Origin of the sequence: Eggerthella sp. AM16-19, from assembly GCF_003474385.1 — a bacterium.
GTDB lineage: Bacteria > Actinomycetota > Coriobacteriia > Coriobacteriales > Eggerthellaceae > Senegalimassilia.
On the sequence record NZ_QUCY01000002.1, the window covers coordinates 23,259 to 44,348 of the forward strand.

Sequence of the window (21,090 nt, forward strand, 5' to 3'; positions counted from 1 at the left end):
GAATTGAGCGGAATCAGGTCGAATGCACCTGCGGAAACAGAGGGATGCGAAGATCTGTTGCTGATGATTAGCGCCGTAAGAGAGCTCATAACCCGGAGGCCGTAGGTTCAAATCCTGCCCCCGCGACCAAATGTTCAAGCCGCCCATCGGGCGGCTTTTTGTTGCCAAAACGCTTTTTCTTCACCAGGCCGACATGCTGCTTCGACAACAGAAGCGCCCATTAACGGAACCGGCGATTCTGCCTGACATGCTTAAAGCGCCCCTCATCCTGCCGTGTAACGCGCAATTTACGCCGTAACACGAGCGTTATCGTAATTGAAACGCGTTTGCAAACTGCCTTCGGTAGCGTTTTCCCTGTCATGCACGCGAGGAAAGGGCATGCGTTAGGGAGATTCCCCTTCGGTTCTCCCGGACGCATGCGCTCTCCCCAACGAGAAAGGGGGAAGGCCATGGAGGATTTCCTTACATCGTTCTTCATCACGCCGTTCACTGGACTTGCGGAGGGAATCGCCACCGCTACCAGCCCGCTTGACGTCATCGATGCCGTCGATGGCTTCGTGTGGGGTCCTATCATGATTTTGCTGCTGCTTGGCACGCACATCTTCATGACCATCCGCACCGGCTTCATCCAGCGCAAGATCGGCACCGGCATCAAGCTGTCCGTCACCAAGGATGACCCCTCCAACGCCGACGGCGACATCACCCAGTTCGGCGCGCTTACCACCGCGCTTGCCGCCACCATCGGCACGGGCAACATCGTCGGCGTGGGCACGGGCCTGCTGTTCGGCGGCCCGGGCGCCATCTTCTGGATGTGGATCACCGGCATCCTAGGTATCGCCACGAAGTACTCCGAGGTGTTCATCGGCGTGAAGTACCGCGTGAAGGACCACTCCGGCAAGATGCTCGGCGGCGCCATGTACGCCCTTGAGCGCGGCTTCAAGAACAAGAAGGCCGGCCGCATCCTGGCCATCCTGTTCGCCCTGTTCGCTTCGTTGGCAGCCTTCGGCATCGGCGCCTCCACGCAGTCGAACTCCCTGGCAGATGCGCTGTACAACACCTCGCTTATCGACGGCAAGGCCATCCCGCAGTGGCTGGTGGGCGCCGTGGTGGTGGCTCTCGTGGCCATCGTCATCCTGGGCGGCATCAAGTCCATCTCCAAGGTGTGCGAGAAGCTGGTCCCCGCCATGGCCATCTTCTACGTGGTATGCTGCCTGATCATCATCGGCATGAACGGCCAGTTCCTGGGCGAGGCGATCCGCCAGATCATCGCGGGCGCCTTCACCCCCGCAGGCGCCGCCGGCGGCGCGGTGGGCTCGACCATCACCCTGGCTCTGCAGTTCGGCTTCAAGCGCGGCATCTTCTCCAACGAGTCCGGCCTGGGCTCCGCCCCGCTGGTCGCCTCCTCCGCCACCACGAAGAACCCCGCACGTCAGGCGCTCGTTTCCATGACCGGCACGTTCTGGGACACCGTCGTGGTGTGCGCCATCACGGGCCTGATGCTCATGACCACGCTGCTGGCGAACCCCGAACTCTCCACGGCCATCGCTAACGGCACCATCTCCTCGGGCGCCGGCCTTGCGACCGCCGCGTTCGAGAAGATCCCCGTGTTCGGCCCCTTGGTGCTGCTGGTCGGCCTGGTCACCTTCGCGTACTCCACCATCCTGGGCTGGAGCCAGTACGGCAACCGCGCCATCAGCTACCTGCTGGGCAAGAAGGCCGTCCTCCCCTACTACATCGTATTCCTGCTGTTCGTGTTCTGGGGCTGCATGATGGTCGGCGATGCCGCCGGCAGCGCCGCGGTCTCCAACCTCAGCTCCGTGGTATGGAATGTGGCCGACGTGATGAACGCGCTCATGGCCATCCCGAACTGCATCGCGGTCCTGGGCCTGTCCGCCATCATCGCCCGCGAAACGAAGCACTACGTATACGACAACAACCTGGAAGAAGTCGACAAGACCGAGATTCCGCAATACCACGAGAAGTAGTGTTGCCTCAATTCGCTATGAGAGCCGCGAGAAAACGGATCTATCTGGGCGAACGGCGAAAGGGCGGCTTCTTTAGCTCGCGGAAGCCGCCCGCGGTCAATACCCTTAGCGGTGGGCTTTGCCCGTCCAGACGCACATGACCATGCATGCGATCGCGGCATATGCCCAAAACGTGTGCTTCTTCATGGAGGCTCCTTCCATTGGTCTGACGTGCGATGATGATGCTTCAATGCGTCAGATAAGTCAATGAAAGCTGACATCTCCCATCAAAAAGCCCTCGTTGCCGTGAGCTTTCGCGGGCCGGCCGGTGAGCAGGGGACGGAGGTGTGTTCAGGGCGGCAATTTCATTTCCCAAACGTCCATCCTGAACACACCTCCGTCCCCTGCTCACCCTTTTCACTGCCTTTTTCTTTTTTTGTTTCGAAATCCGACTAAATTGATTTACTTTGCCTGAAAGGAAGCGTATCCCGCATGGAGAACCTTGGCTACTACAACGGGAAGTTCGGCCCTATCGAGGACATGGTCGTCCCCATGAACGACCGCGTCTGCTTCTTCGGCGACGGCGTGTACGACGCCGGTCCCGCTCGCAACTTCAAGATCTTCGCCATGGACGAGCACCTGGACCGCTTCTACAACAGCGCCCGCCTTGCCGACATCCAGATCCCCATGCCGCGCGAGGAGCTTGCCGACCTGCTCAACGAGCTGGTGAAGAAGGTCGACTCGCCCGAACACTTCGTGTACTACCAGTGCACGCGCGGAACCGCGCCCCGCAAGCACGACTACGTGGAGGGGCCGGGCAACCTGTGGGTGACCATCACGCCACAGGTGATGTCCGACGGCACCAAGCGCATCAAGCTGCGCAGCGAGCCCGATACGCGTTTCTACCACTGCAACATCAAGACGCTGAACCTGCTGCCCGCCGTCATGAGCTCGCAGGCGGCCAAGCGCGAGGGCGTGCAGGAGACGGTGTACTACCGCGCGAACATGGGCAACCGCGTAACCGAATGCGCGCACAGCAACGTGTCCATCATCCTGGACGACGAGCTGTGGACCGCTCCCACCGACGAGCTGATTTTGCCGGGTATTGCGCGAAAGCACCTGATCAAAGCCGCGAACAAGCTGGGTATCCCAGTGCACGAGGAGCCCTACGACCTGGATACGCTGCGCGGCGCGCAGGAGATCATCGTGACCAGCTCATCGAACCTGTGCCTGTTCGCCGAGCAGTTCGAAGGCAAGCCCTGCGGCGGCAAATCGCCCGAGGTGGCCGAGGCGCTGCGAGCCGAGGTGAACCGCGAGTTCGCCGAAGCCACAGCGGTTTAGCGGCGCCGGAGGCATGCGATGGAATCTATCGAAGGGATACTGCTGCGCCACTCGGCGCGCGGCATGACGAAACTGGCCCTTGAGCTGCCCGTCGATTTCTGCGCTCGGGCGGCCCGCCAGGTCCTGTCGTGGCCGCTGGGCAAGGTAGCCCTTCTCACGGGCTTCGACGTGGGCGGCGCACCTGAGACCGACGGCCCCACGGGAACGTATGTGATGGCGAAATCCCTGATGAAACTGGGGTTCACGCCGGTCGTGGTATCGGAAGCGCCGGTGTGCGCGTACTTCAACGAGCTGCACATCCAAACGCGCACGGTCCAGCCTGACGACAGCGACAATGCCATGGGCAGGCTGCTCGACTCGCTATCGCCCGTGGGCATCGTGTCCATCGAGCGCTGCGGGCGCAACCTCCACAGCCGCTACTGCAATATGCGCGGGGTGGACATATCGAGGCGCACCTCGCCAACCGACGAGCTGGTGGTGCAAGCCGCGCGCCGCAACATCCCCACCATCGGCGTCGGCGATGGTGGCAACGAGATCGGCATGGGAAACGTGGCCCACGCCATCGCCCGCAAGCTGACGCTGGAGCCGTGCGTGGTAACCGTGGACAACCTGGTGGTGGCGACGGTGTCGAACTGGGGCGGCTACGGCATAGCAGCCGCCATGGGCAGGTACGCCCAGGAAAAGCTGCTGTCCGAGTTCGACCAGATCAACGGTTTCTACCAATTTATCGTCGAGCGCGGAAGCGTAGACGGCACTACCGGGCGCCGCGAGGCCACCGTGGACGGCTTCTCCCTGGAGACCGAGCGCGGCGTGGTGGAAGCGCTGCTTCAAGCATAGACGCAGGACGGGTGAACAGGGGACGGAGGCGTGTTCACGTGAGCGCGAACGCACCTCCGTCCCCTGTTCATGCTGACTGATGCGGTCGATAAGCCCTATAATTACCTGCTGTGAAAACGCCGTCTAAGGCGGCAGGAGGGGGTAAAAGCCATGAGAAGGGTCCATGTCCAGACCGTCAGCTTCGCAAACACCGCGATAACGCTTGCGCTTGGCGTCGCATGCGCCATCCTGTTTTGGCAAGGGCGGGCGCAGTTCGAGGTACTGCAACAGGCAAACGAGGCATACATCTCCTGCGAAAGCGATGCACAGCAAATGCAGGACAGGTCGGATTACCTGACCGAGCAGGTTCGCCTGGTCACCATGACCGCCAAACCGGAGTACATCGACAGCTACTTCTCCATGGCAAACAGCAACGAGGAGTTCGACGAGGCGTTTGCGGACCTCAAAAGCCGGTTTGAGGGAACCGACGCATACGAATCGCTGCGCACCGCGATGGACGAGTCGAACGAGCTGATGAACACCGAGTTCTACGCCATGCGCCTGATCTGCGAGGCGAACGGCATCGATCCCTCCCCGTGGCCCGAAATCGCATCATGCCAGATCAGCGATGAGGATTCGCGCACGTCGCACGACAGCATGATTTACGAGGCACAGAACCTCGTCTCTGATTCCAAATACCAGGAAGCGAAGGATTCTATCAACAGCCACACCAGCGATTGCATCGCCAAGGTAACCGATGCCACAATAGGCAGCCAAAACCGCGCCGCTTCCGTATTCGATGGCATTTATGGCACAATCGAGGCATGCGTGGCGATCTATATCGCCCTGACGTTGGTTATCTGCGCGCTCGTCCGTCGCGCCATCGTGAAACCCCTTCTGAGCTTCGGCGACAGCATCAAGGCCAACCAGCTGTTCCCCGTGCAGGGCGCAGGCGAGCTGCAGGTGCTGGCGGAAACGTATAACCGCGTGTTCACGGAAAACGAGGCCACGCACATGGTCGTCAAACATCAGGCCGAGCACGACCCGCTGACCGACCTGCTCAATCGCGGATCGTTCGACAAGGCCCTGAAACTCCACGATGACGGCAAGCACGATTTCGCGCTCATCTTGGCCGACGTCGATCAGTTCAAATCCGTCAACGACACCTTCGGCCACGCCGTGGGGGACCAGGTGCTCAAGCGCGTATCCAGCCTGCTGCAGGTGGCCTTCCGTAGCACCGATTTCGTGTGCCGCATCGGCGGCGACGAGTTCGCCGTCATCATGGCGGATGTGACCAGCGATCTGCGATACACCATCCAGGAGAAGATCAATTTCGTGAATACGGAGCTATCGAAGCCCATCGATGGCATGCCGCAGGTATCGCTGAGCGCAGGCGCCGCGTTCGCCGATCGCCCCGATCCCGGCGACAGCATCTACAAGGACGCGGACGATGCGCTGTACCACACGAAGGAAAACGGACGCGGCAGCTGTTCCTTTTTCGGTGAATTCTAGAGCTTGAACAGGGAAGGCGCGCAAACACAGGAGGCTTGCGCAAGCGGAAGGCGATCCGGGTCCGCGCACAACCCAACGAATAGCGAAACCCCTGGAAGCGATGCGGTCATTAGGCTTCGTTTCCAAGGGTTTCGCGTAAAGTACGAGACAGCTGCATTTGCAAGCAACGGATCAGGCTACGCTCAGACGAAAGCACACATCAGACACCTAAGAGGCTAAACAAAGTCCATCTCGCCAGCCAATCACGCAGCAATGCCAAGCGTCATTTTCGGATTTTGAGGACCCCCCCGTCTCTGACTCGATTGAGGGCTGCAAAAAACTGCATCTCATTCGAAACGCCCATTTTATGGTAGATGTTGGCAATATGGCGCTTGAGAGTATTTCTACTGATGCTTAGCTTATCGGCAATCTCTACACGCGATATGCCCTTTACCAGCAAGCAAGCAACTTCCCACTCACGCGGGGAAAGAGAGTACGCAGCAACAATGGGGTCCGCATCGCAATCCATCATGAAGCGATTCACGCCATTTGGATACACAAGACGAAAACGGCTGCAAAGATGCTCGTTCACTTCCTCAAGCACGCGCATTTCCTCATCAGTGAAGTCACCGTGCTCTTTCGAGCGCATGAGAGAAATGGTGCCGAACAGAATACCATCAGCAGCGATGCAAGCTGTTGCCGTGTAGAAAATACCTAAACGACTTTCCCACTCCTGATGAATACGCGACTGCTCAATAACCTCGGGTCGCATTAAATCCGTGGAACGAACCGTCATAGGCAAACATTGATTGTAGTACCACGACAGGTAGTCGATAGCGTGATAGTAATTCGCATAAAGCGCCGTAAGCTCGTCGTCAGTATCCGTGCTTCGATAGTTAAAGGCAGCTTTATGCGAATCGGATTGGTCGTTAAGCGCTGTATATGAATGGTCGAAAGGCATTATTCCCCGCAAACCGTCACAACAGGTTACGAGCAAATCTTCCATAGGCGTAGTGTAAAGCTTGAGAATCAGGTCATTCTGTTTCCTGTGGATGTCATCTTCCATACGACCACTCCATATATGATTAACGTATCCCCATACATGGAATTATACCCGCACAACAGGATATACAGCGCATTTTACCGATAGCCAGTTCATAAAAGATGCCGAAGACCGCACATGCTCTTTCCCTGCAAAAACTGAAGACCTTCAAGCAATTGCCATTTGCGCAATATGGCAATGCCCCATCGCTTTGCCGATGGGGCTATTGCCTGCAGATGGAAAATGCGACAGCGGCGAATTCCGTCGCAAGGCAAACTGCATTTCACGCTCGCACAGTCGGTGGCAAAATAGGAAGGGCCACCGACCGCCACGATGCGAGGCCCCGAGCAGAAGCTCCGGGCGACTACCAAGACCCGCAAAACGTTCAGCTGAACACGTTCCACGAGGAACACCATGCTTCCTTCTCGCTCATGCACACGCGTAGAAGTCCGAAATCACGCGAGGAGGGGACGCAACGCAAGGAAGAAGTATGGTGTTACCCGTCAACGCCGGCCCTCAGGGTAAACCCTATCAGAGGATTCACCCCGAGAGCGCTTAGGAGGGTTGCGGCAGAGCATGCGCACGCACTGCCGCGAATAGGTGGATGGCATCCCGGAGTCGAGTGCTCGGTGGCGCTCCGATTAAACGATTCGGAGTATCGCCCACAAATCCGAAGGCTACGCGAATCTCTCTGCTCCGAGACCACCTAAGGCCGTTTTGAACGATCCGTGGTGCGTTCCTGCAACGGTCAACATCCTCGGACTTCTGCCGACGGCCTTGAGGCGTCATCGAATTAAGCAACGATGACAGTGCCCGTCTTGCCCTCGAGGCCAGCAGCGGCGCACTCGAGGGAGGTGATGAGGGCCTTGCCCTTCGGGAAGGCCTCGACGTACTCGATGCAGGCCTCGACCTTGGGCAGCATGGAGCCGGGGGCGAACTGGCCCTGGGCGATGTACTCGCGGGCCTCGGCCACGGTCATCGTGGACAGCTCTTCCTGGTCGGGCTTGTTGAAGTTGATGCAGACCTTCTCGACGGCGGTCAGGATGACCAGCATGTCGGCGCCGAAGTCGGCGGCCAGCTTAGCGGAGGAGCGGTCCTTGTCGATGACGGCGGGCACGCCCTCGTAGCCGTTCTCGGTCTCGAAGACCGGCACGCCGCCGCCACCGGTGGACACGACGATGTAGCCGTTGTCCATGAGGTCCTTCACGGCGTCGAACTCGACGATGCGCTCGGGCTTCGGGGAGGCGACGACCTGACGCCAACCGCGGCCGGCGTCCTCCTTGAAGGTCCAGCCGGTCTCAGCGGCCTTGGCCTTGGCCTCTTCCTCGGTCATGAAGGCGCCGACGGGCTTGGTGGGGTTCTGGAACGCCGGATCCTCGGGGTTCACGACGGTCTGGGTGATGACGTTGGCGACGGAGCGGTCGATGCCGCGGGCCTTCAGGTCGTTCAGGATGGCCTGGGACAGCTGATAGCCGATGTAGCCCTGGGACATCGCGCCGGCCTCGGGGAAAGGCATCTCCGGGGTCTTGCCGTCGTTGGCGGCGGCGTAGGCGAAAGCGTTGTTGATCATGCCGACCTGGGGGCCGTTGCCGTGGGAGACGACGACGTTCACGCCATCGGCGATCATGTCGACGATGTGCTTTGCGGTGTTCTTCACCAGCTCGAGCTGCTCCTGCGGGCTGTTGCCGAGGGCGTTGCCGCCGAGGGCGATGACAACGGAAGGACCGTCACCTTTTGCGTAGGGCATAGGGTTTACCTCCTTGCTTGTTTATCGAGAACTATTCTTTACCGTTCGATTCGATGCCAGCCTTCTCATTAGGCTTCGGGAAGCCGCCAATACCTCTCTTCACCAGGAGCAGCTTTCCTAGCACATAGTATGCAAGCGCGCTGAAGATGCACACGGCAGTCGTTGCATTGCAGTACCTGAAGGCGTCATGAGGAATGCACAGGAAGGGATCGAAAATTGCAAGATACAGCACCACCGAAGCTGCGAAAACGCCAATTGCAACCCAGTTGAAGCCACCCCAGAAATAGTACTTGGAGTTCTTGCCGTTGTTGTAAGCGTCGCGAATGGAAATGTGCTTTTTCCTGAACGCGTAGTAGTCAACCAGCTGCATCATTGCGATAGGAGCGCAGCTCATGCTGGAAATACCCAGGATGATATAGAAATTGTCGTACAGCGGCTCAGCCCAAATCATGCCGACGAAAGCAATCAGGGTAATCAAGCCAGTGCACTTGCCCCATGGGATTTTCACAAAGGTCTTCACTTGCTTAATGCCAATACCCAGGTTGTACAACATAACGGAGCATGCAGTAATGTCGGCGCAAATCACCAGCAGCAAAGCCGCGGTGCCAAGACCCAGACCGCCCATCGGAATCATCCATGCAGTCGGATCGGAGCTGTTCACCAGCAGAGATGCTGCAACACCCATAACGGTGCCCAGAGTCGCGGCGAAAACCAATCCGATAACGTTTGGCCAGAAAGCCGCTTTCGTGGTCTTGCACAGCTTCGCAACACCACCCATATTCGGCCACCAAGAAAAGCCGGCGCCCATACTGAGCTCGAAGACTACCAGGAAGTTCAGCCACTGGTCCTCAAACGGGGCCAAGGGCTTAGCGGACAGAACGGTATCCCAACCGTAGTTCATGCTGACCACCACGAACAGGAAGATCAAAATGATGACGAAAATAGGTGCTACAAAGTTATTGAGCTTCTTCAAGAGCACAGGGCCCTTCCAGGCGACCATCCAGCAAATCGCGCCGGCAATCACCGAAAGAATGAACATGGGAACACCGGTAGTGATGTTCGTTCCTGTAAACCCAAGCACGATATTGCCAACGGCCTTCGCCACCATCATACAGAGGATAACCAGCCAAGCAATAACGAATATGGACATCAAAATCAGGAATACCTTCGTGCCTTTGCCACCAAGGATGCCTCGCACCGATGTGTATGCGTCGACTCCATATTTTCCCGATATCACCTGCGTCGCAAGCGACATAAGCAATACTGCAACGATGTTGCCGGCAATCGAGCCAACAAGCGCTGTCGGAACGTCTACATATAGCGCCAGACTTCCTCCGGTGATAAAACACCATGCCGCGCACGCAAAACCCGTGATAACTACCGTGTAATCTTTGAAACCATAAGGACACTCGCTTTTTAGAACAGGCATAGACTCGCTTTGAGCCTCGCTGTTGACATCTGCTTCAGCCATAATGCACCTCCCCTTAGAAATACATGACCGCATACCAGATAACAGGCAACACTCCCAGCACGATAAACATTGCGGCTATCAAAATGTTGTCGGCTTTATCCAGTCCAGGAATGAGCTTTCCCTCGCGTTCTTGCTCTTCGATTTCCGCGATACGCTCGAACAGTTCCCCTTCGTGAGCTTCATCGAAGTTCGTGCTTCCGCTCAGCTCGGACCTGATTTCATCTACGGCACTCATGGACTACTCCCTCCTTCTGTTATCGAAGTTGGCATCCTACGAAGCGAGCACGGCAACCATTACCGCCACCGGCGTTTCCAAAAGGATCGTTTCTTTCGCACGGTTCCCCTCTTGCGCTTCGTAATCCAAAAGAGGGCGCAAGTCTTACCTCTAGCAAAAACCTACGCCCTCCGTATTCAGAACCCATTAACCCTGTTAGCAATTAATGCGAATCATGAATTTATGGGTCAGATGCCTATTTGAAAGTGTTTCCAAGCTTTAAGCAGAGGGCTCCTGCTGCGTGATGCAGTGGATGTTGCCACCGCCGTACACAACCTGGCGAGAGTCAACGCCAACGCACTTGAACACGCCTTCGCCCCACGTCTCGTCGTAAATCTTCTGCAAGGTTTCTACGGCAAGAGCATCATTAACGTCGCCGTATTGCGGGACGATGCAACCGTGATTGGTTACCAGGTAATTCATGTAGGAAGCAATCTGCGGCTCGTCCTGCGCGGTACGCGGGTTCACCAGGTCGATGGAATTCGCTTCCTCATCGGACATGAAGCAAGGCTTCTCGGGCATGGGAAGCTTGTAGACCTTCAGCTTGCGACCCTTAGCATCGGTAGCGTTAACCAAAGTGTCGTAGATTTCATGGCACTGACGATAGAACGGATAGTCCGGATCATCGGTCCAGATGCAGGCCACAACGCCAGGAGCGATAAAGGTCGCGCAGTCGTCAATATGACCGTTAGTAACCTCGGGATCGATGCCTTCCTTAACCCAAATAACCTTCTCAACACCCAAGTACTCTTCGAGTTCTTTGGTCATGTAAGCGCGCAGTTCCTCGCTGAAAGGCTCATATTTACGCGGGTACAGCGGCCAATCACCTGCATCAGGCTCATGGGCGACCAGCACAGAAGCGGTACGACCACCGGAAAGCAGGCACGAGTCCGTAACGATAAGGGTACCTTCACCATCAACGGTAATAGAACCGCCCTCGAGAATCACATGGTCGGGACGATACGTGCGAACCCCCACGTAGTCGGCCATTTTACGCGCGATTTTAGCATCCTTGTCCCAGGGGAAGTACAGGCCATCCACCAAGCCACCGTATGCATTGAAGTGCCAGTCAGTAGCAGCCTTGTCGCCCTTGCCATTCACCAAGAACGTGGCGCCGGTATCGCGGAACCAAGCATCGTTGATGCTCATTTCCATAACCGTCACGCGCTCGTTATCCTTGAACACAGCCTTGCAGTTGTCGTAGTCGGCCTCGTTGCAGCACATCACAACGGGAGTGAACTCGGAAATGGCATTCGCGATGCCGGCATAGGTGCGCTGAGCGGGCACGGCGCCGAACGCAAACGTGTCAGGACGATTCGGCCAGCCCATGAACACGCGGTCTTGCGGGGCGAATTCGGCCGGCATATAGAAGCCATCGGCTTTCGGAGTGGATTCGGATTCGGTAATCTGACGCATTTCAGTACCTCCAATGAGTACGAAGGGCTGCATGATCGCTGCCGACCATGCAGCCCTTTGCGAAATATGATTGTGCCTTGTTCGATTGACGAGAACTGGGCTAGCGTCAACCGAACGACAAAACTTACGCCTTAGAAGTCGTAGTTGTGAATGCGCGGGGTCAGCAGATCCTCGACCTTACCGCGGTAGTAGTTCTCCAGATACTCGCTGGTGTTGCGGCGGAGCGGCCACAGGATGTACACCAGAATACCGCGCTGAGCATACAGACGATTCTCGCCCAGGGGCAGCAGAGCAGACTGCGGGCCATCCCACACTGCGTCAGTCATCTCCCAGTTACGGTTACCGGGCAGGTAGTGCATAACCCAAGCGGACTTCGGGGCATGAGCCATGAGCTCTTCGTTGATCTGGTACTTCGGGTAGAACACCTCAAAGGCTTCCTTCTCGCAAACGCCCATCTTGTGGTAGTTCACGACACCGGTGTAGAAGAAATCGGTTTCGGGAGCGTACTCATAGGGATCCTCGGTGCAGATGATCTCGCCGTTGCCATCCTCGGCAGCCTGAGCGCGGCACTTTGCCAGCAGCTCGTCGGAGGGCCAGAACTTCTTGGGGGCAGCGCAAATCACGCGAATGCCCAAGCGCGGGAACAGGGAGAGATGGTCCATGAACACGCAGTCGAAACCGTCAGCGCCATCGCCCAGCCACATGAAGGTGCAATCAGACAGCTTCTTGCCCTTCGGCTTGCGCTCGATCATCGTGATAAGGTCGGCAATGACCTGCGTGGGATGATGCTGCTCCTGGCTACCAAAGCCATCAGACTGGAACTCGGCGCAGGACATGCCGCTGATAACCGGTACAGTGGAGTTGGCAACAACCTCATCGATGACGCGCTGAGACAGGCTACGAATCATGATGGCGTCGGCCATGGAAGAAATAATGGCCGCAGTCTCCGCGATATCCTCTTGGCCAGAGCCGGCATGCAGAGAGCTGCCATCGAGGAACATCGCATGGCCGCCAAACTGGGTCATGGCCGTCTCGAAGCTTACGCGGGTACGGGTTGACTGCTGGTCGAACATCATAGCAAGGGAGACGTCCTTAAGCAGGGGCAAGCGAACGCCCTTCTCCTCCATCTCCTTCAGCAGCAGGCAAACATCAAGCAGTTCGTTGATTTGGTCCACGCTCCAGTCGCTCAGACGGTTCATGTCCATGTAATGCTCGTGCTTCATAACCCTCACTCCTTCTTTCTTGCCGTTCGTCTTTCGACGATTCGCTATTGGTTTGGACCCCTCACTTGGGATCCGATGGCTGCCACTTTACGAGCCGCAAGGGATAACCCTCAATCGGCTTGCTGTACCATTTATGAAAAGTGCGTGAAGGGATTAGGCTAGTTATTGCGTACGGGTTAGAAGGGTGCATCTATATAACCTAATAGGGTTATATGCGTGCAATAATAGATGCTATGAATGGATTGGACCATGAGCACCACTTGTGTACCACACGAAGGAAAGCGGGCGCGGTGGTTGCTCCTTTTATGGCGAGTTCTAGCATCTGAGCTGGGATGATACGTAAATCACAAGCGATTTTGCCCATATCGCGTAACCGAGCGCAAAGCAAAAGGCCTTGCCGGCGTCGACAGCATCGGCAAGGCCCTTCTGCTTGTATGCCTTGTTTCGCAAAGCATCCTTCATATGGATGCACGGGAACCAATAGAAGCGAACGATTGCCCCTCTCGTTGCGCCGCGTCGGGTGGGACGCTGATGTAAATCTGCAAGGTTTCATCAACCATGCTGCGGGTTTGAGCCGGAACCAAGGCTGACTGCGGTGCAAGGTTTCGACGACAACGCATGGCGCTCCCGGCAAGGGTTCTGCAAGTTCGCGTCGGTATGCTGGTTCGTTAAACACCTAGCGAACCAAGGAGGCGCCATGGGAACGGGCTTTGCAGCTTGCATATCGGGAGCACTTCATGAAAACGATTTCGGCAGGGCATTGTCGCGAGCACGAATCCGGATACCGTCAAAAGATCGGGGAGCGCGGCAACTGCAGCGCCCCAACGAGCAATCGATCCCCCATCCGTATACGCGACAACGCCGTTGCATCGAATCGGCGCTCCGATTCGCCTTAATCGCCGTCTTGCTCGCATGCGGGTTCGCCGTCGGTTCGCCGCCGGCTTCCGCCTTCGCCGAAAGCGAGGTCGGGCATTTGCTGGTAGGCGCCAGAATCGACTACGCTGGCTACAACACCACGTGGATGAGCGTCGATGGAAACGCCGCCTATTGCGCCACGCCCATGCTTGCCACTCCTCGGTCGGGACCATATGCGAAAGCCCCCATCAACGCCCCGAGCGGCAGAAACGCCGAAGCCGCCGCAGACCTGTGGTTCGGGTACGGCAGCCCTGGGTTCGATAAAACGCTATGGCCTTCCACCTGGTACGACGGCGGGGAGATGACCGAAGCTCGCTATGCCGCGCTCACGCATATCCTGCTTTCGGACACGTACTCGTCCAGCAGCGCCTCGGCGCTGTACGGATGCAGCGAGTCCTTCCGATCATGGGCGCAGCGCCAAGTCATCGGGTTCGACTCCCACGGCGCGCTTATCAACGCCGCGGCAACCGGCCGCCGCATAGCAGAGAGAATAGCCGAAGTCCCCACAACATTCTCGGCCTTCCAGGCCTCAACCGGCAACGCTACCCAGTGCGTGGTGTCATTCACTTACACGGCCCAGGGGTCGCTCGAGCTGACGAAGGTATCCTCCCAACCGCGCATAACCGAGGGAAACCCCTTGTATTCCCTGGAAGGAGCGAAGTTCGGCATCTTTCGCGATGAGACCTGCAGCGACCTGGCGCGCACCCTTGTTTGCGATGCGGAGGGACGGGCAAAAGCCGATGCGCTGCCGACAGGCGCCTACTGGGTTCGCGAGCTGCAAGCCCCTTTGCATATGGCGGCAAGCACCAACGTCTTCCCCGTTGAGGTCAAGGACCGCCAAATCGCGCACGTGAACAGCGGGAAAGTGGAGAACGCGCCTCAAATGGCACGGCTCGACGTGTTGTTGCGAAAGCTGGACGCGGACAGCCGATTCGCTGCACCACAGGGGGACGCAAGTCTGGCAGGGGCGGTGTTCACCGTGCGGTATTTCGCGCAGCTGGAATCGCCTCCAAGCAAGGACGATGGGACCAGCGGAGAAGGCGCCGATGACAACGTTGCAGCGAATCCCCTGTTCACCTGGGAATTCTGTACTGATGAGCTTGGCGAGGTACACCTATCGGACGCGACGAACATGGAGCGTTACCACGTAGGCGGCGACGAGCTTCCTCGCGATTCCATGGGGTTTTGCGCGCTTCCCATAGGCACCTACACCATCGAGGAAACGAGGGCGCCGCAAGGCTACGAGAAGCATCCCGGAACCGCCGTCATCACGGTAGCGGCCACGGGCGATGGCGAGCACGACTGCACCGTCTCCTTCATTTCGGGAGAAAGCGCCGATCAGGGCGTTTCCGTGCATGAGAAGGTTCTTCGCGGCGGCATAGCCGTATCGAAAACGGATGCCGAGCTGCATGGCTCTGCTGCGATGGGCGGCAATGAAGAGTTTGCATGGGCGCCCACCCTCGATGGCGTGCTTTTCGAGATAGTCAACGCTTCGCCCAATAGCGTGAACGTTAACGGAGAATGGAGCGCTCCCGGGCAGGTTGTCGATGTGATCGAAACGCAATGGGATGAAGAGCGCAAGGAGCACCGAGCGCAAACCAGCTCCGATGCCTTGCCGTTCGGCACCTATTCCGTTCGCGAGGTCGCCGCGTCTAACGGCTACCTCTTATCGGATGGAAGCCCTAGGACCGTAGAAGTACACGCAGCAGGAGAGCTCGCCGAAGCGGATGCGAACGGGAACCCGCTTTCATTCTCCAACCAGGTGATTAGAAACGATTTGGAGCTATCCAAAATCAAGGAAGGCGACAGCAAGCCTTTGCAGGTGGCGTTTTCCCTAACCAACCTTGCAACCGGCGAGAAGCATGTGCTGGTCTGCGATGAAAATGGGCACGCATCCACCGAGAGCCGCTATGTCAAGCACGCGGAAAACACCAACGGCAACGATCGCCTGCTGGATGCCGAACGTGTAGCCGCAAGCGATATGGACCCGACGGCAGGCATATGGTTCGGTTGCGGTAGCGACGGCAGCACCGCTGCGCCGACCAACGACCTTGCGGCGCTACCCTATGGGCGATACCTGCTTGAAGAGATGCCATGCGATACGAACGAGGGATACAACCTGGTCAGCGAGATAATCGATATCAACCACGACCCCTCGGAGCCATCGGTAATACCGAAAACGGTGACGAATCGCCTTATTGAGGAGAGCGATGACGGACCGGAAAACGATACCAAGGAGCCAAAAGAGAGCAAAACACCCAAGGATGCTGCGGGCAAATTGGCGGAAACCGGAGATTGGGCAGCACTGCCGACAACGCAGCTTCTTGGAGCCGCCGCATTAGCCGCACTTGCCCTGGTTGCCGCGCGCGTGAAGGGCGGCAACCAGGCGCAAGGAGGACGCTATCAGCGAAGAAGGCGCCGTAGGTAGCTAGATCAGGCTGACGAGCAGCTCGTGGATGCGCAGGTCATCATCCAATTCAGGATGGAACGACACGCCCAGCTGATTTCCGTAGCAAACGGCGGCTATGCGATCGTCCACGGTAGCAAGCACCTTGACATCTTCAGGTACCGCTTTGATAAACGGGGCGCGGATGAACGTCATGGGGATATCGGCGGTTTCGCCATCCGGTACGCCGGGCAGCCCCGCGCAGGGGGCAACGGTGCGGAAGCTTCCCAGCTGACGGCCGTACGCATTGCGGCGCACCGTCACCGGCAGCGTTCCGATGGCGCCCGGCGCGGTCGCGCCCGCGGCAACGGGGCCGTTCGGGTCACCGGCGGCGGGAACGCCTTCTTCGACGTTTTGCGCCAGCAAAATCAGACCCGCGCACGTGCCCAGCACCGGCAGGCCGGCGGCCACGCGGGACTTCAGCGTATCGAGCATGCCCAGCTCACGCAACATCTTCGCCTGCGCCGTGCTCTCGCCTCCCGGCAGAACCAGGGCATCGTAGGGCTGTTTGACATCGGGCCCCTGCCGAAGCTCGATGCATTCGCACCCCAGCTTCGCCAGCGTGCGCTCATGCTCGATAAACGCCCCCTGAACAGCCAAAACAGCGATTTTCTTAGACATAGGGAAACCCTCCGGTCACATCAAGCCAAAAAGCCACCCGCCAATAAAATCGCAGGTGGCGTCAAAGTCAGCGAGGGCCGCTGCGGTGCGTCGTATTGCGCCGAAGCAAGCGGGCATTGGCCTTTGGGCCACGCCTGCGCAGCTGAGGTGCAAGACGGCGTGCCGCAGCGGCCCACAGCGTCGAGCTAGTCCGTTTTGCCGTAGGCAAAACGGAACCGTTACTTGCCGCGCTCCGCCATGAGGATGGCGATCTCGCTCTCGTTGATGCCGACCATGGCCTCGCCCAGGTCCTCGGAAAGCTCGGCGATGAGCTTGGCGTCGGTGTAGTTCGCCACTGCCTTCACGATCGCCTGCGCACGCTTCTCGGGGTTGCCGGACTTGAAGATGCCGGAGCCCACGAACACGCCCTCGGCGCCCAGCTGCATCATGAGCGCAGCGTCGGCCGGGGTGGCAACGCCGCCGGCAGCGAAGTTCACGACGGGCAGCTTGCCGTTCTCGTGCACGTACTTCACCAGCTCAACGGGCACCTGCAGCTGCTTGGCGGCCTCGAACAGCTCGTCGGCGCGCAGGTTCTGGATGCGGCGGATCTCGGCGTTCATCATGCGCATGTGGCGCACGGCCTGCACCACGTCGCCCGTGCCGGGCTCGCCCTTGGTACGGATCATCGTGGCGCCCTCGGCGATGCGGCGCAACGCCTCGCCCAGATCGCGGGCGCCGCAGACGAACGGCACGTTGAACTGGGTCTTGTCGATGTGGTACGTGTCATCGGCCGGGGACAGCACCTCGGACTCGTCGATATAGTCGATGTCGATGGCCTGCAGCACCTGGGCCTCCACGAAGTGGCCGATGCGGCACTTGGCCATAACGGGGATGGATACGGCCTCCTGGATGCCCTTGATCATCTTCGGGTCGCTCATACGGGACACGCCGCCGGCAGCGCGGATGTCGGCGGGGATGCGCTCGAGCGCCATGACGGCGCAAGCACCCGCCTGCTCGGCGATGTGCGCCTGCTCAGGCGTGGTGACGTCCATAATGACGCCGCCCTTCAGCATCTGGGCAAGCTGGCGGTTCAAGGCAACGCGCTCTTCGGCGGTTTGAGGCTCGGTCATTTCCTACTCCTTCTCTGAGAATGTGAATGCCCGAAGGTTACGCTTCATCTGGTTATGGTAGTATCACCAAAACTGTTTCTTTTTATATGACCAGATGTTCCACGTGAAACAATCGGGGAAAGCGGTGACGAACAAGTGTTCTTCTACGATATGGAATCGCGCGGTGACCTGGCTCTTTACGAATATCTGTATCGTTGCATCCGTCACGATATCGCACACGGAAAAGTCGAACCCGGGCAGAAATTGCCCTCGAAACGCGCGCTGGCGAAACAGCTGGGCGTCAGCCTGATCACCGTCGAAGCCGCATACGACCAGCTAGTCGCCGAAGGCTACATCCGTTCGTGCGAGCGCTGCGGCTACTACGCATGCGACCTTGCGCCCGCCGCCAAGATCGAGGAACCGGGAAGCGCGCAGCACCGAACCAAGGCGGCGAACGCCGCCGCGAGACGCGAGCGCGATAATCACGCCGCAAACCCGAACAACCTGCAGCTTCTTTCGCAAGAGAAGGAACGCCCGGAAAACCAGACCGGACATCTACCAACCACCAACCCGGGCACCCAACCGGCTGGTTCCACTGCAGCCCACGCTCAAAACACCCCGTCCGATGCGCCGCTGCTCGCAGATTTCATGCACAGCACGCTGGCAACCACCATGCTCCCCTACTCCGCTTGGGCGAAAGCCGTCCGCCGAACGCTTTCGGACGAATCGGCGGCATCGCTGGCCGAAGCCGCTTCCGCAGCAGGATCGCCCGAGCTGCGAAGCGCCATCGCCGACCATTTGCGGCAATACCGCGGGATGGACGTGTCGCCTGATCAGGTCGCCATAGGCGCCGGGTCGCAAACGTTGTACCAGCTGCTTGTGCAACTGTTAGGACGCACCAGGCGCTACGCAGTGGAAGATCCGGGATACCCCCTGCTCACACGCATGTACGAACAGCAGGATGCGCAGGTGGCGCATATCGGGCTGGACGATTCCGGCATCAACGTAGCAGCCCTGGAAGCTTCCGGCGCATCGGTCGCCCACATCATGCCATCGCACCAGTTCCCCACCGGGATCGTCACCACGGCGGCCCGACGTCGCGAGCTTTTGAACTGGGCGCGCGAAGGAGACCGCTATCTGATCGAGGACGACTACGACTCGGAGTTCCGCATGGCCGGGCGACCCATCCCCTCGCTGTTCGGCATCGATGCCGCCGAACGCGTGCTGTACCTCAACTCGTTCGCCAAAAGCCTGGGCGCGGCCTTTCGCATGGCGTACCTGGTGCTGCCGCCGCAGCTGGCGCAGCGCTTCCGCAAGCAACTCGGCTTCTATGCGAACACCGTCAGCCCGCTCGACCAGCTGGCATTGGCTCGCTTCATCGAGCAGGGCCATTACGACCGCCATGTGAACCGCCTGCGCACCCACGCACGCAAAACGCAGGACGCCCTGGTCAACGCCCTGCACGAAGTCTTCGGCGATCGCATTGCGTTCGCCGGCCTCAACGACGGCCTGCATTTCATCATGCAACTGGAGAGCGAACGCGGCGAACGCGAACTTGCCACCGCCGCCGAAGCCGCCGGCATCCGCATCGCCCCGCTGTCGAGTTTCGCCGGCACGGCTTCGCAAAGCGGCGCCCCGACCGGCACCGAGCCACAGGCAAGCACGGCGAGCGAAACCTCCCCCGCGCGCTTCATCCTGCGAAGCGACAGCACCTCGATCGAGGAAGCGCCCGCCGTTGCAAACGCGCTTGCGAACGCATGGGCATAAGCCAGCACCGTAAACGATTCACAGATTCCGCTCGCAACCCCGACGCCGTGAGCGCCCGCAGACGTCCGAGCGTAACCCTCGCCGCCGCAAAGCGCCCGCAAACGTCTAGGGATAGCCCGACGCCGCAAACGATTCGCAAACCCCGCCCAAACGCAAAAAAGCGCGAGCCGGGCGTATCACCCGACTCGCGCTTCAACGACAGATCAAGTAAACGCTACTCGGCGTCGTAAGACTCCTTGAGCGCCTTCAAGGCAGGCAAGCTGTTCTCGATGGTCTCGCGGGCGATGCAGTAGCTCATGCGCACCCAACCCGGGACGCCGAAGCTGTCGGAGGGCACAATGAGCAGCTCGTGCTGCTTCGCGCGGTCGCTGAACGCCTGGGCATCGGGCTCAAGCGCGCGCACCCACAGGTAGAACGCGCCGTCAGGCTGCACGTACTCGTAGCCCATCTCATCCAGGGCCTCGGTGAGGATGCGGCGGTTGGTGGCGTAGGCCTCCACGTCGGACGGCTCATCGACGCACGCAGCGGCAACGCGCTGGAACAGCACCGGCGCGCAGATGTAGCCATGCGCACGCCCGGCACCGGCGACGGCGAAGAACACGCGGTCGGCCTCTTCGGCGTCCATAGTGTCGGAAACGTACACGTAGCCGACGCGCTCGCCCGGCAGGCTGAGCGCCTTGGAATACGAGTAGCACACCAGCGTGCGAGGATAGATGGTGGGAACGTAGGGAACTTCCACGCCATAGGTGATCTCGCGATACGGCTCGTCGCTGATCAGGTAGATCGGATGGCCGATCTCCCTGCCCTTCTCCTCGAGCATGGCGGCCAGCGCCTCCAGGTTCTCGCGCGTGTACACCGCGCCCACCGGGTTGTTCGGCGAGTTGATGATGACGGCCGCGGTCTTCTCGTTGATGGCGGCGCCCATGGCCTCCACGTCAAGCTGGAAGCTGGGAACCTGCGTGGGGACCTCGACGATGGAGCAGCCCATGGTCTCGATCCACACCTTGTACTCGGGGAAGTACGGGCTGGGGACGATGACCTCGTCGCCGGCGTTGGTGACGGCGCCCAGGCTGATGGCGATGGATGCGGCGGCACCCACCGTCATATACACGCGACCCGCCTTCGCAGGGATGCCGTAACGGCGGGCGATGCTGTCGGCGATGGTCTGACGGACAGCGGGGATGCCGGCAGCAGGGGAATACGCGTGCAGCTCGACCGGCGGCAGCTTCATAAGCTCCTCGATGGTATCGGCCACCTTCTGCGGCGCAGGCACGCTGGGATTGCCGATGGAGTAATCGAACACCTTGTCCTCGCCGATCTCCGCCTTGCGCTTCAAACCGTAGGCGAACAGCTCGCGGATCGCGGAGGGCGCATTTCCCAGGCCATACATTCTTTCGTCGATCATAAGGTGCTCCTTGCGTGCCGGTGCGCATAACGCACGATGATAAGTTCGCCGTTCAGATTAGCA

15 protein-coding genes are annotated in these 21,090 nt (G+C 59.1%); 6 read left to right on the top strand and 9 right to left on the bottom strand.

Features of this window, described 5'->3' with window-relative positions; all coding sequences use genetic code 11:
• Window positions 1–449: 449 nt before the first annotated feature.
• The 4 genes from DW178_RS01340 (at window position 450) to DW178_RS01355 (ending at window position 5,633) form a co-directional block, all read left to right on the top strand.
• Window positions 450–1,985, top strand: a complete 1,536-nt coding sequence (locus DW178_RS01340) for an alanine/glycine:cation symporter family protein (protein ID WP_118349341.1) — start codon at window positions 450–452, stop codon at window positions 1,983–1,985.
• A 471-nt stretch (window positions 1,986–2,456) separates the two neighbouring features.
• Entirely contained in the window at window positions 2,457–3,305 is an 849-nt protein-coding gene (locus DW178_RS01345; RefSeq protein ID WP_118349342.1) for an aminotransferase class IV, read from the top strand.
• Between the two features lie 18 nt (window positions 3,306–3,323).
• Window positions 3,324–4,142, top strand: a complete 819-nt coding sequence (locus DW178_RS01350; protein ID WP_118349343.1) for a glutamate cyclase domain-containing protein — start codon at window positions 3,324–3,326, stop codon at window positions 4,140–4,142.
• 150 nt (window positions 4,143–4,292) lie between these two features.
• On the top strand, window positions 4,293–5,633 hold the full coding sequence (locus tag DW178_RS01355) for a GGDEF domain-containing protein (protein WP_118349344.1): 1,341 nt from the start codon (window positions 4,293–4,295) through the stop codon (window positions 5,631–5,633).
• A gap of 262 nt (window positions 5,634–5,895) precedes the next feature.
• Here DW178_RS01355 and DW178_RS01360 read toward each other — a convergent pair whose 3' ends face one another.
• The 6 genes from DW178_RS01360 to DW178_RS01385 all read right to left on the bottom strand — a co-directional run bounded on the left by DW178_RS01360 (window position 5,896) and on the right by DW178_RS01385 (window position 12,785).
• The gene (locus DW178_RS01360; RefSeq protein ID WP_118349345.1) at window positions 5,896–6,678 is read right to left on the bottom strand and encodes a helix-turn-helix transcriptional regulator; all 783 of its coding nucleotides are present in this window, start codon (window positions 6,676–6,678) and stop codon (window positions 5,896–5,898) included.
• A 769-nt stretch (window positions 6,679–7,447) separates the two neighbouring features.
• On the bottom strand, window positions 7,448–8,401 hold the full coding sequence (gene arcC, locus DW178_RS01365) for a carbamate kinase (protein WP_118349346.1): 954 nt from the start codon (window positions 8,399–8,401) through the stop codon (window positions 7,448–7,450).
• 31 nt (window positions 8,402–8,432) lie between these two features.
• The gene (locus DW178_RS01370; protein ID WP_158573953.1) at window positions 8,433–9,872 is read right to left on the bottom strand and encodes a purine-cytosine permease family protein; all 1,440 of its coding nucleotides are present in this window, start codon (window positions 9,870–9,872) and stop codon (window positions 8,433–8,435) included.
• A gap of 13 nt (window positions 9,873–9,885) precedes the next feature.
• Window positions 9,886–10,107 (bottom strand): hypothetical protein, encoded by a 222-nt coding sequence (locus tag DW178_RS01375; protein WP_118349348.1) that lies wholly within the window; start codon window positions 10,105–10,107, stop codon window positions 9,886–9,888.
• 258 nt (window positions 10,108–10,365) lie between these two features.
• Window positions 10,366–11,562 carry an agmatine deiminase family protein gene (locus tag DW178_RS01380; RefSeq protein ID WP_042432121.1) on the bottom strand — a complete coding sequence of 399 codons (1,197 nt, stop codon included), beginning with the start codon at window positions 11,560–11,562 and terminating at the stop codon, window positions 10,366–10,368.
• Between the two features lie 131 nt (window positions 11,563–11,693).
• Window positions 11,694–12,785 (bottom strand): ornithine carbamoyltransferase, encoded by a 1,092-nt coding sequence (locus tag DW178_RS01385; protein ID WP_118349349.1) that lies wholly within the window; start codon window positions 12,783–12,785, stop codon window positions 11,694–11,696.
• A 973-nt stretch (window positions 12,786–13,758) separates the two neighbouring features.
• Here DW178_RS01385 and DW178_RS01390 point away from each other — a divergent pair.
• Window positions 13,759–16,128, top strand: coding sequence for a prealbumin-like fold domain-containing protein (locus DW178_RS01390; RefSeq protein ID WP_158573955.1), 2,370 nt, complete (start codon window positions 13,759–13,761; stop codon window positions 16,126–16,128).
• Here the strand turns inward: DW178_RS01390 and pdxT are convergent, their stop codons facing one another.
• Window positions 16,129–16,767: a pyridoxal 5'-phosphate synthase glutaminase subunit PdxT gene (gene pdxT / locus DW178_RS01395; protein WP_118349351.1), complete on the bottom strand. Its 639-nt coding sequence runs from the start codon at window positions 16,765–16,767 to the stop codon at window positions 16,129–16,131.
• 218 nt (window positions 16,768–16,985) lie between these two features.
• Window positions 16,986–17,876 carry a pyridoxal 5'-phosphate synthase lyase subunit PdxS gene (gene pdxS, locus DW178_RS01400; RefSeq protein WP_118349352.1) on the bottom strand — a complete coding sequence of 297 codons (891 nt, stop codon included), beginning with the start codon at window positions 17,874–17,876 and terminating at the stop codon, window positions 16,986–16,988.
• Between the two features lie 135 nt (window positions 17,877–18,011).
• On the opposite strand from pdxS, the gene pdxR reads away from it, so the two are divergent.
• Window positions 18,012–19,622 carry a MocR-like pyridoxine biosynthesis transcription factor PdxR gene (pdxR, locus tag DW178_RS01405; protein ID WP_118349353.1) on the top strand — a complete coding sequence of 537 codons (1,611 nt, stop codon included), beginning with the start codon at window positions 18,012–18,014 and terminating at the stop codon, window positions 19,620–19,622.
• Window positions 19,623–19,836: 214 nt separating this feature from the next.
• Here the strand turns inward: pdxR and DW178_RS01410 are convergent, their stop codons facing one another.
• Entirely contained in the window at window positions 19,837–21,027 is a 1,191-nt protein-coding gene (locus DW178_RS01410) for a pyridoxal phosphate-dependent aminotransferase (protein WP_118349354.1), read from the bottom strand.
• Between the last annotated feature and the right edge of the window lie 63 nt (window positions 21,028–21,090).

Bases quoted from the DNA above. Each gene is read 5' to 3' on its own strand.
- DW178_RS01340 (WP_118349341.1), top strand. From the start codon at position 450: ATGGAGGATTTCCTTACATCGTTCTTCATCACGCCGTTCACTGGACTT.
- DW178_RS01345 (WP_118349342.1), top strand. From the start codon at position 2,457: ATGGAGAACCTTGGCTACTACAACGGGAAGTTCGGCCCTATCGAGGAC.
- DW178_RS01350 (WP_118349343.1), top strand. From the start codon at position 3,324: ATGGAATCTATCGAAGGGATACTGCTGCGCCACTCGGCGCGCGGCATG.
- DW178_RS01355 (WP_118349344.1), top strand. From the start codon at position 4,293: ATGAGAAGGGTCCATGTCCAGACCGTCAGCTTCGCAAACACCGCGATA.
- DW178_RS01360 (WP_118349345.1), bottom strand. From the start codon at position 6,678: ATGGAAGATGACATCCACAGGAAACAGAATGACCTGATTCTCAAGCTT.
- arcC (WP_118349346.1), bottom strand. From the start codon at position 8,401: ATGCCCTACGCAAAAGGTGACGGTCCTTCCGTTGTCATCGCCCTCGGC.
- DW178_RS01370 (WP_158573953.1), bottom strand. From the start codon at position 9,872: ATGGCTGAAGCAGATGTCAACAGCGAGGCTCAAAGCGAGTCTATGCCT.
- DW178_RS01375 (WP_118349348.1), bottom strand. From the start codon at position 10,107: ATGAGTGCCGTAGATGAAATCAGGTCCGAGCTGAGCGGAAGCACGAAC.
- DW178_RS01380 (WP_042432121.1), bottom strand. From the start codon at position 11,562: ATGCGTCAGATTACCGAATCCGAATCCACTCCGAAAGCCGATGGCTTC.
- DW178_RS01385 (WP_118349349.1), bottom strand. From the start codon at position 12,785: ATGAAGCACGAGCATTACATGGACATGAACCGTCTGAGCGACTGGAGC.
- pdxT (WP_118349351.1), bottom strand. From the start codon at position 16,767: ATGTCTAAGAAAATCGCTGTTTTGGCTGTTCAGGGGGCGTTTATCGAG.
- pdxS (WP_118349352.1), bottom strand. From the start codon at position 17,876: ATGACCGAGCCTCAAACCGCCGAAGAGCGCGTTGCCTTGAACCGCCAG.
- DW178_RS01410 (WP_118349354.1), bottom strand. From the start codon at position 21,027: ATGATCGACGAAAGAATGTATGGCCTGGGAAATGCGCCCTCCGCGATC.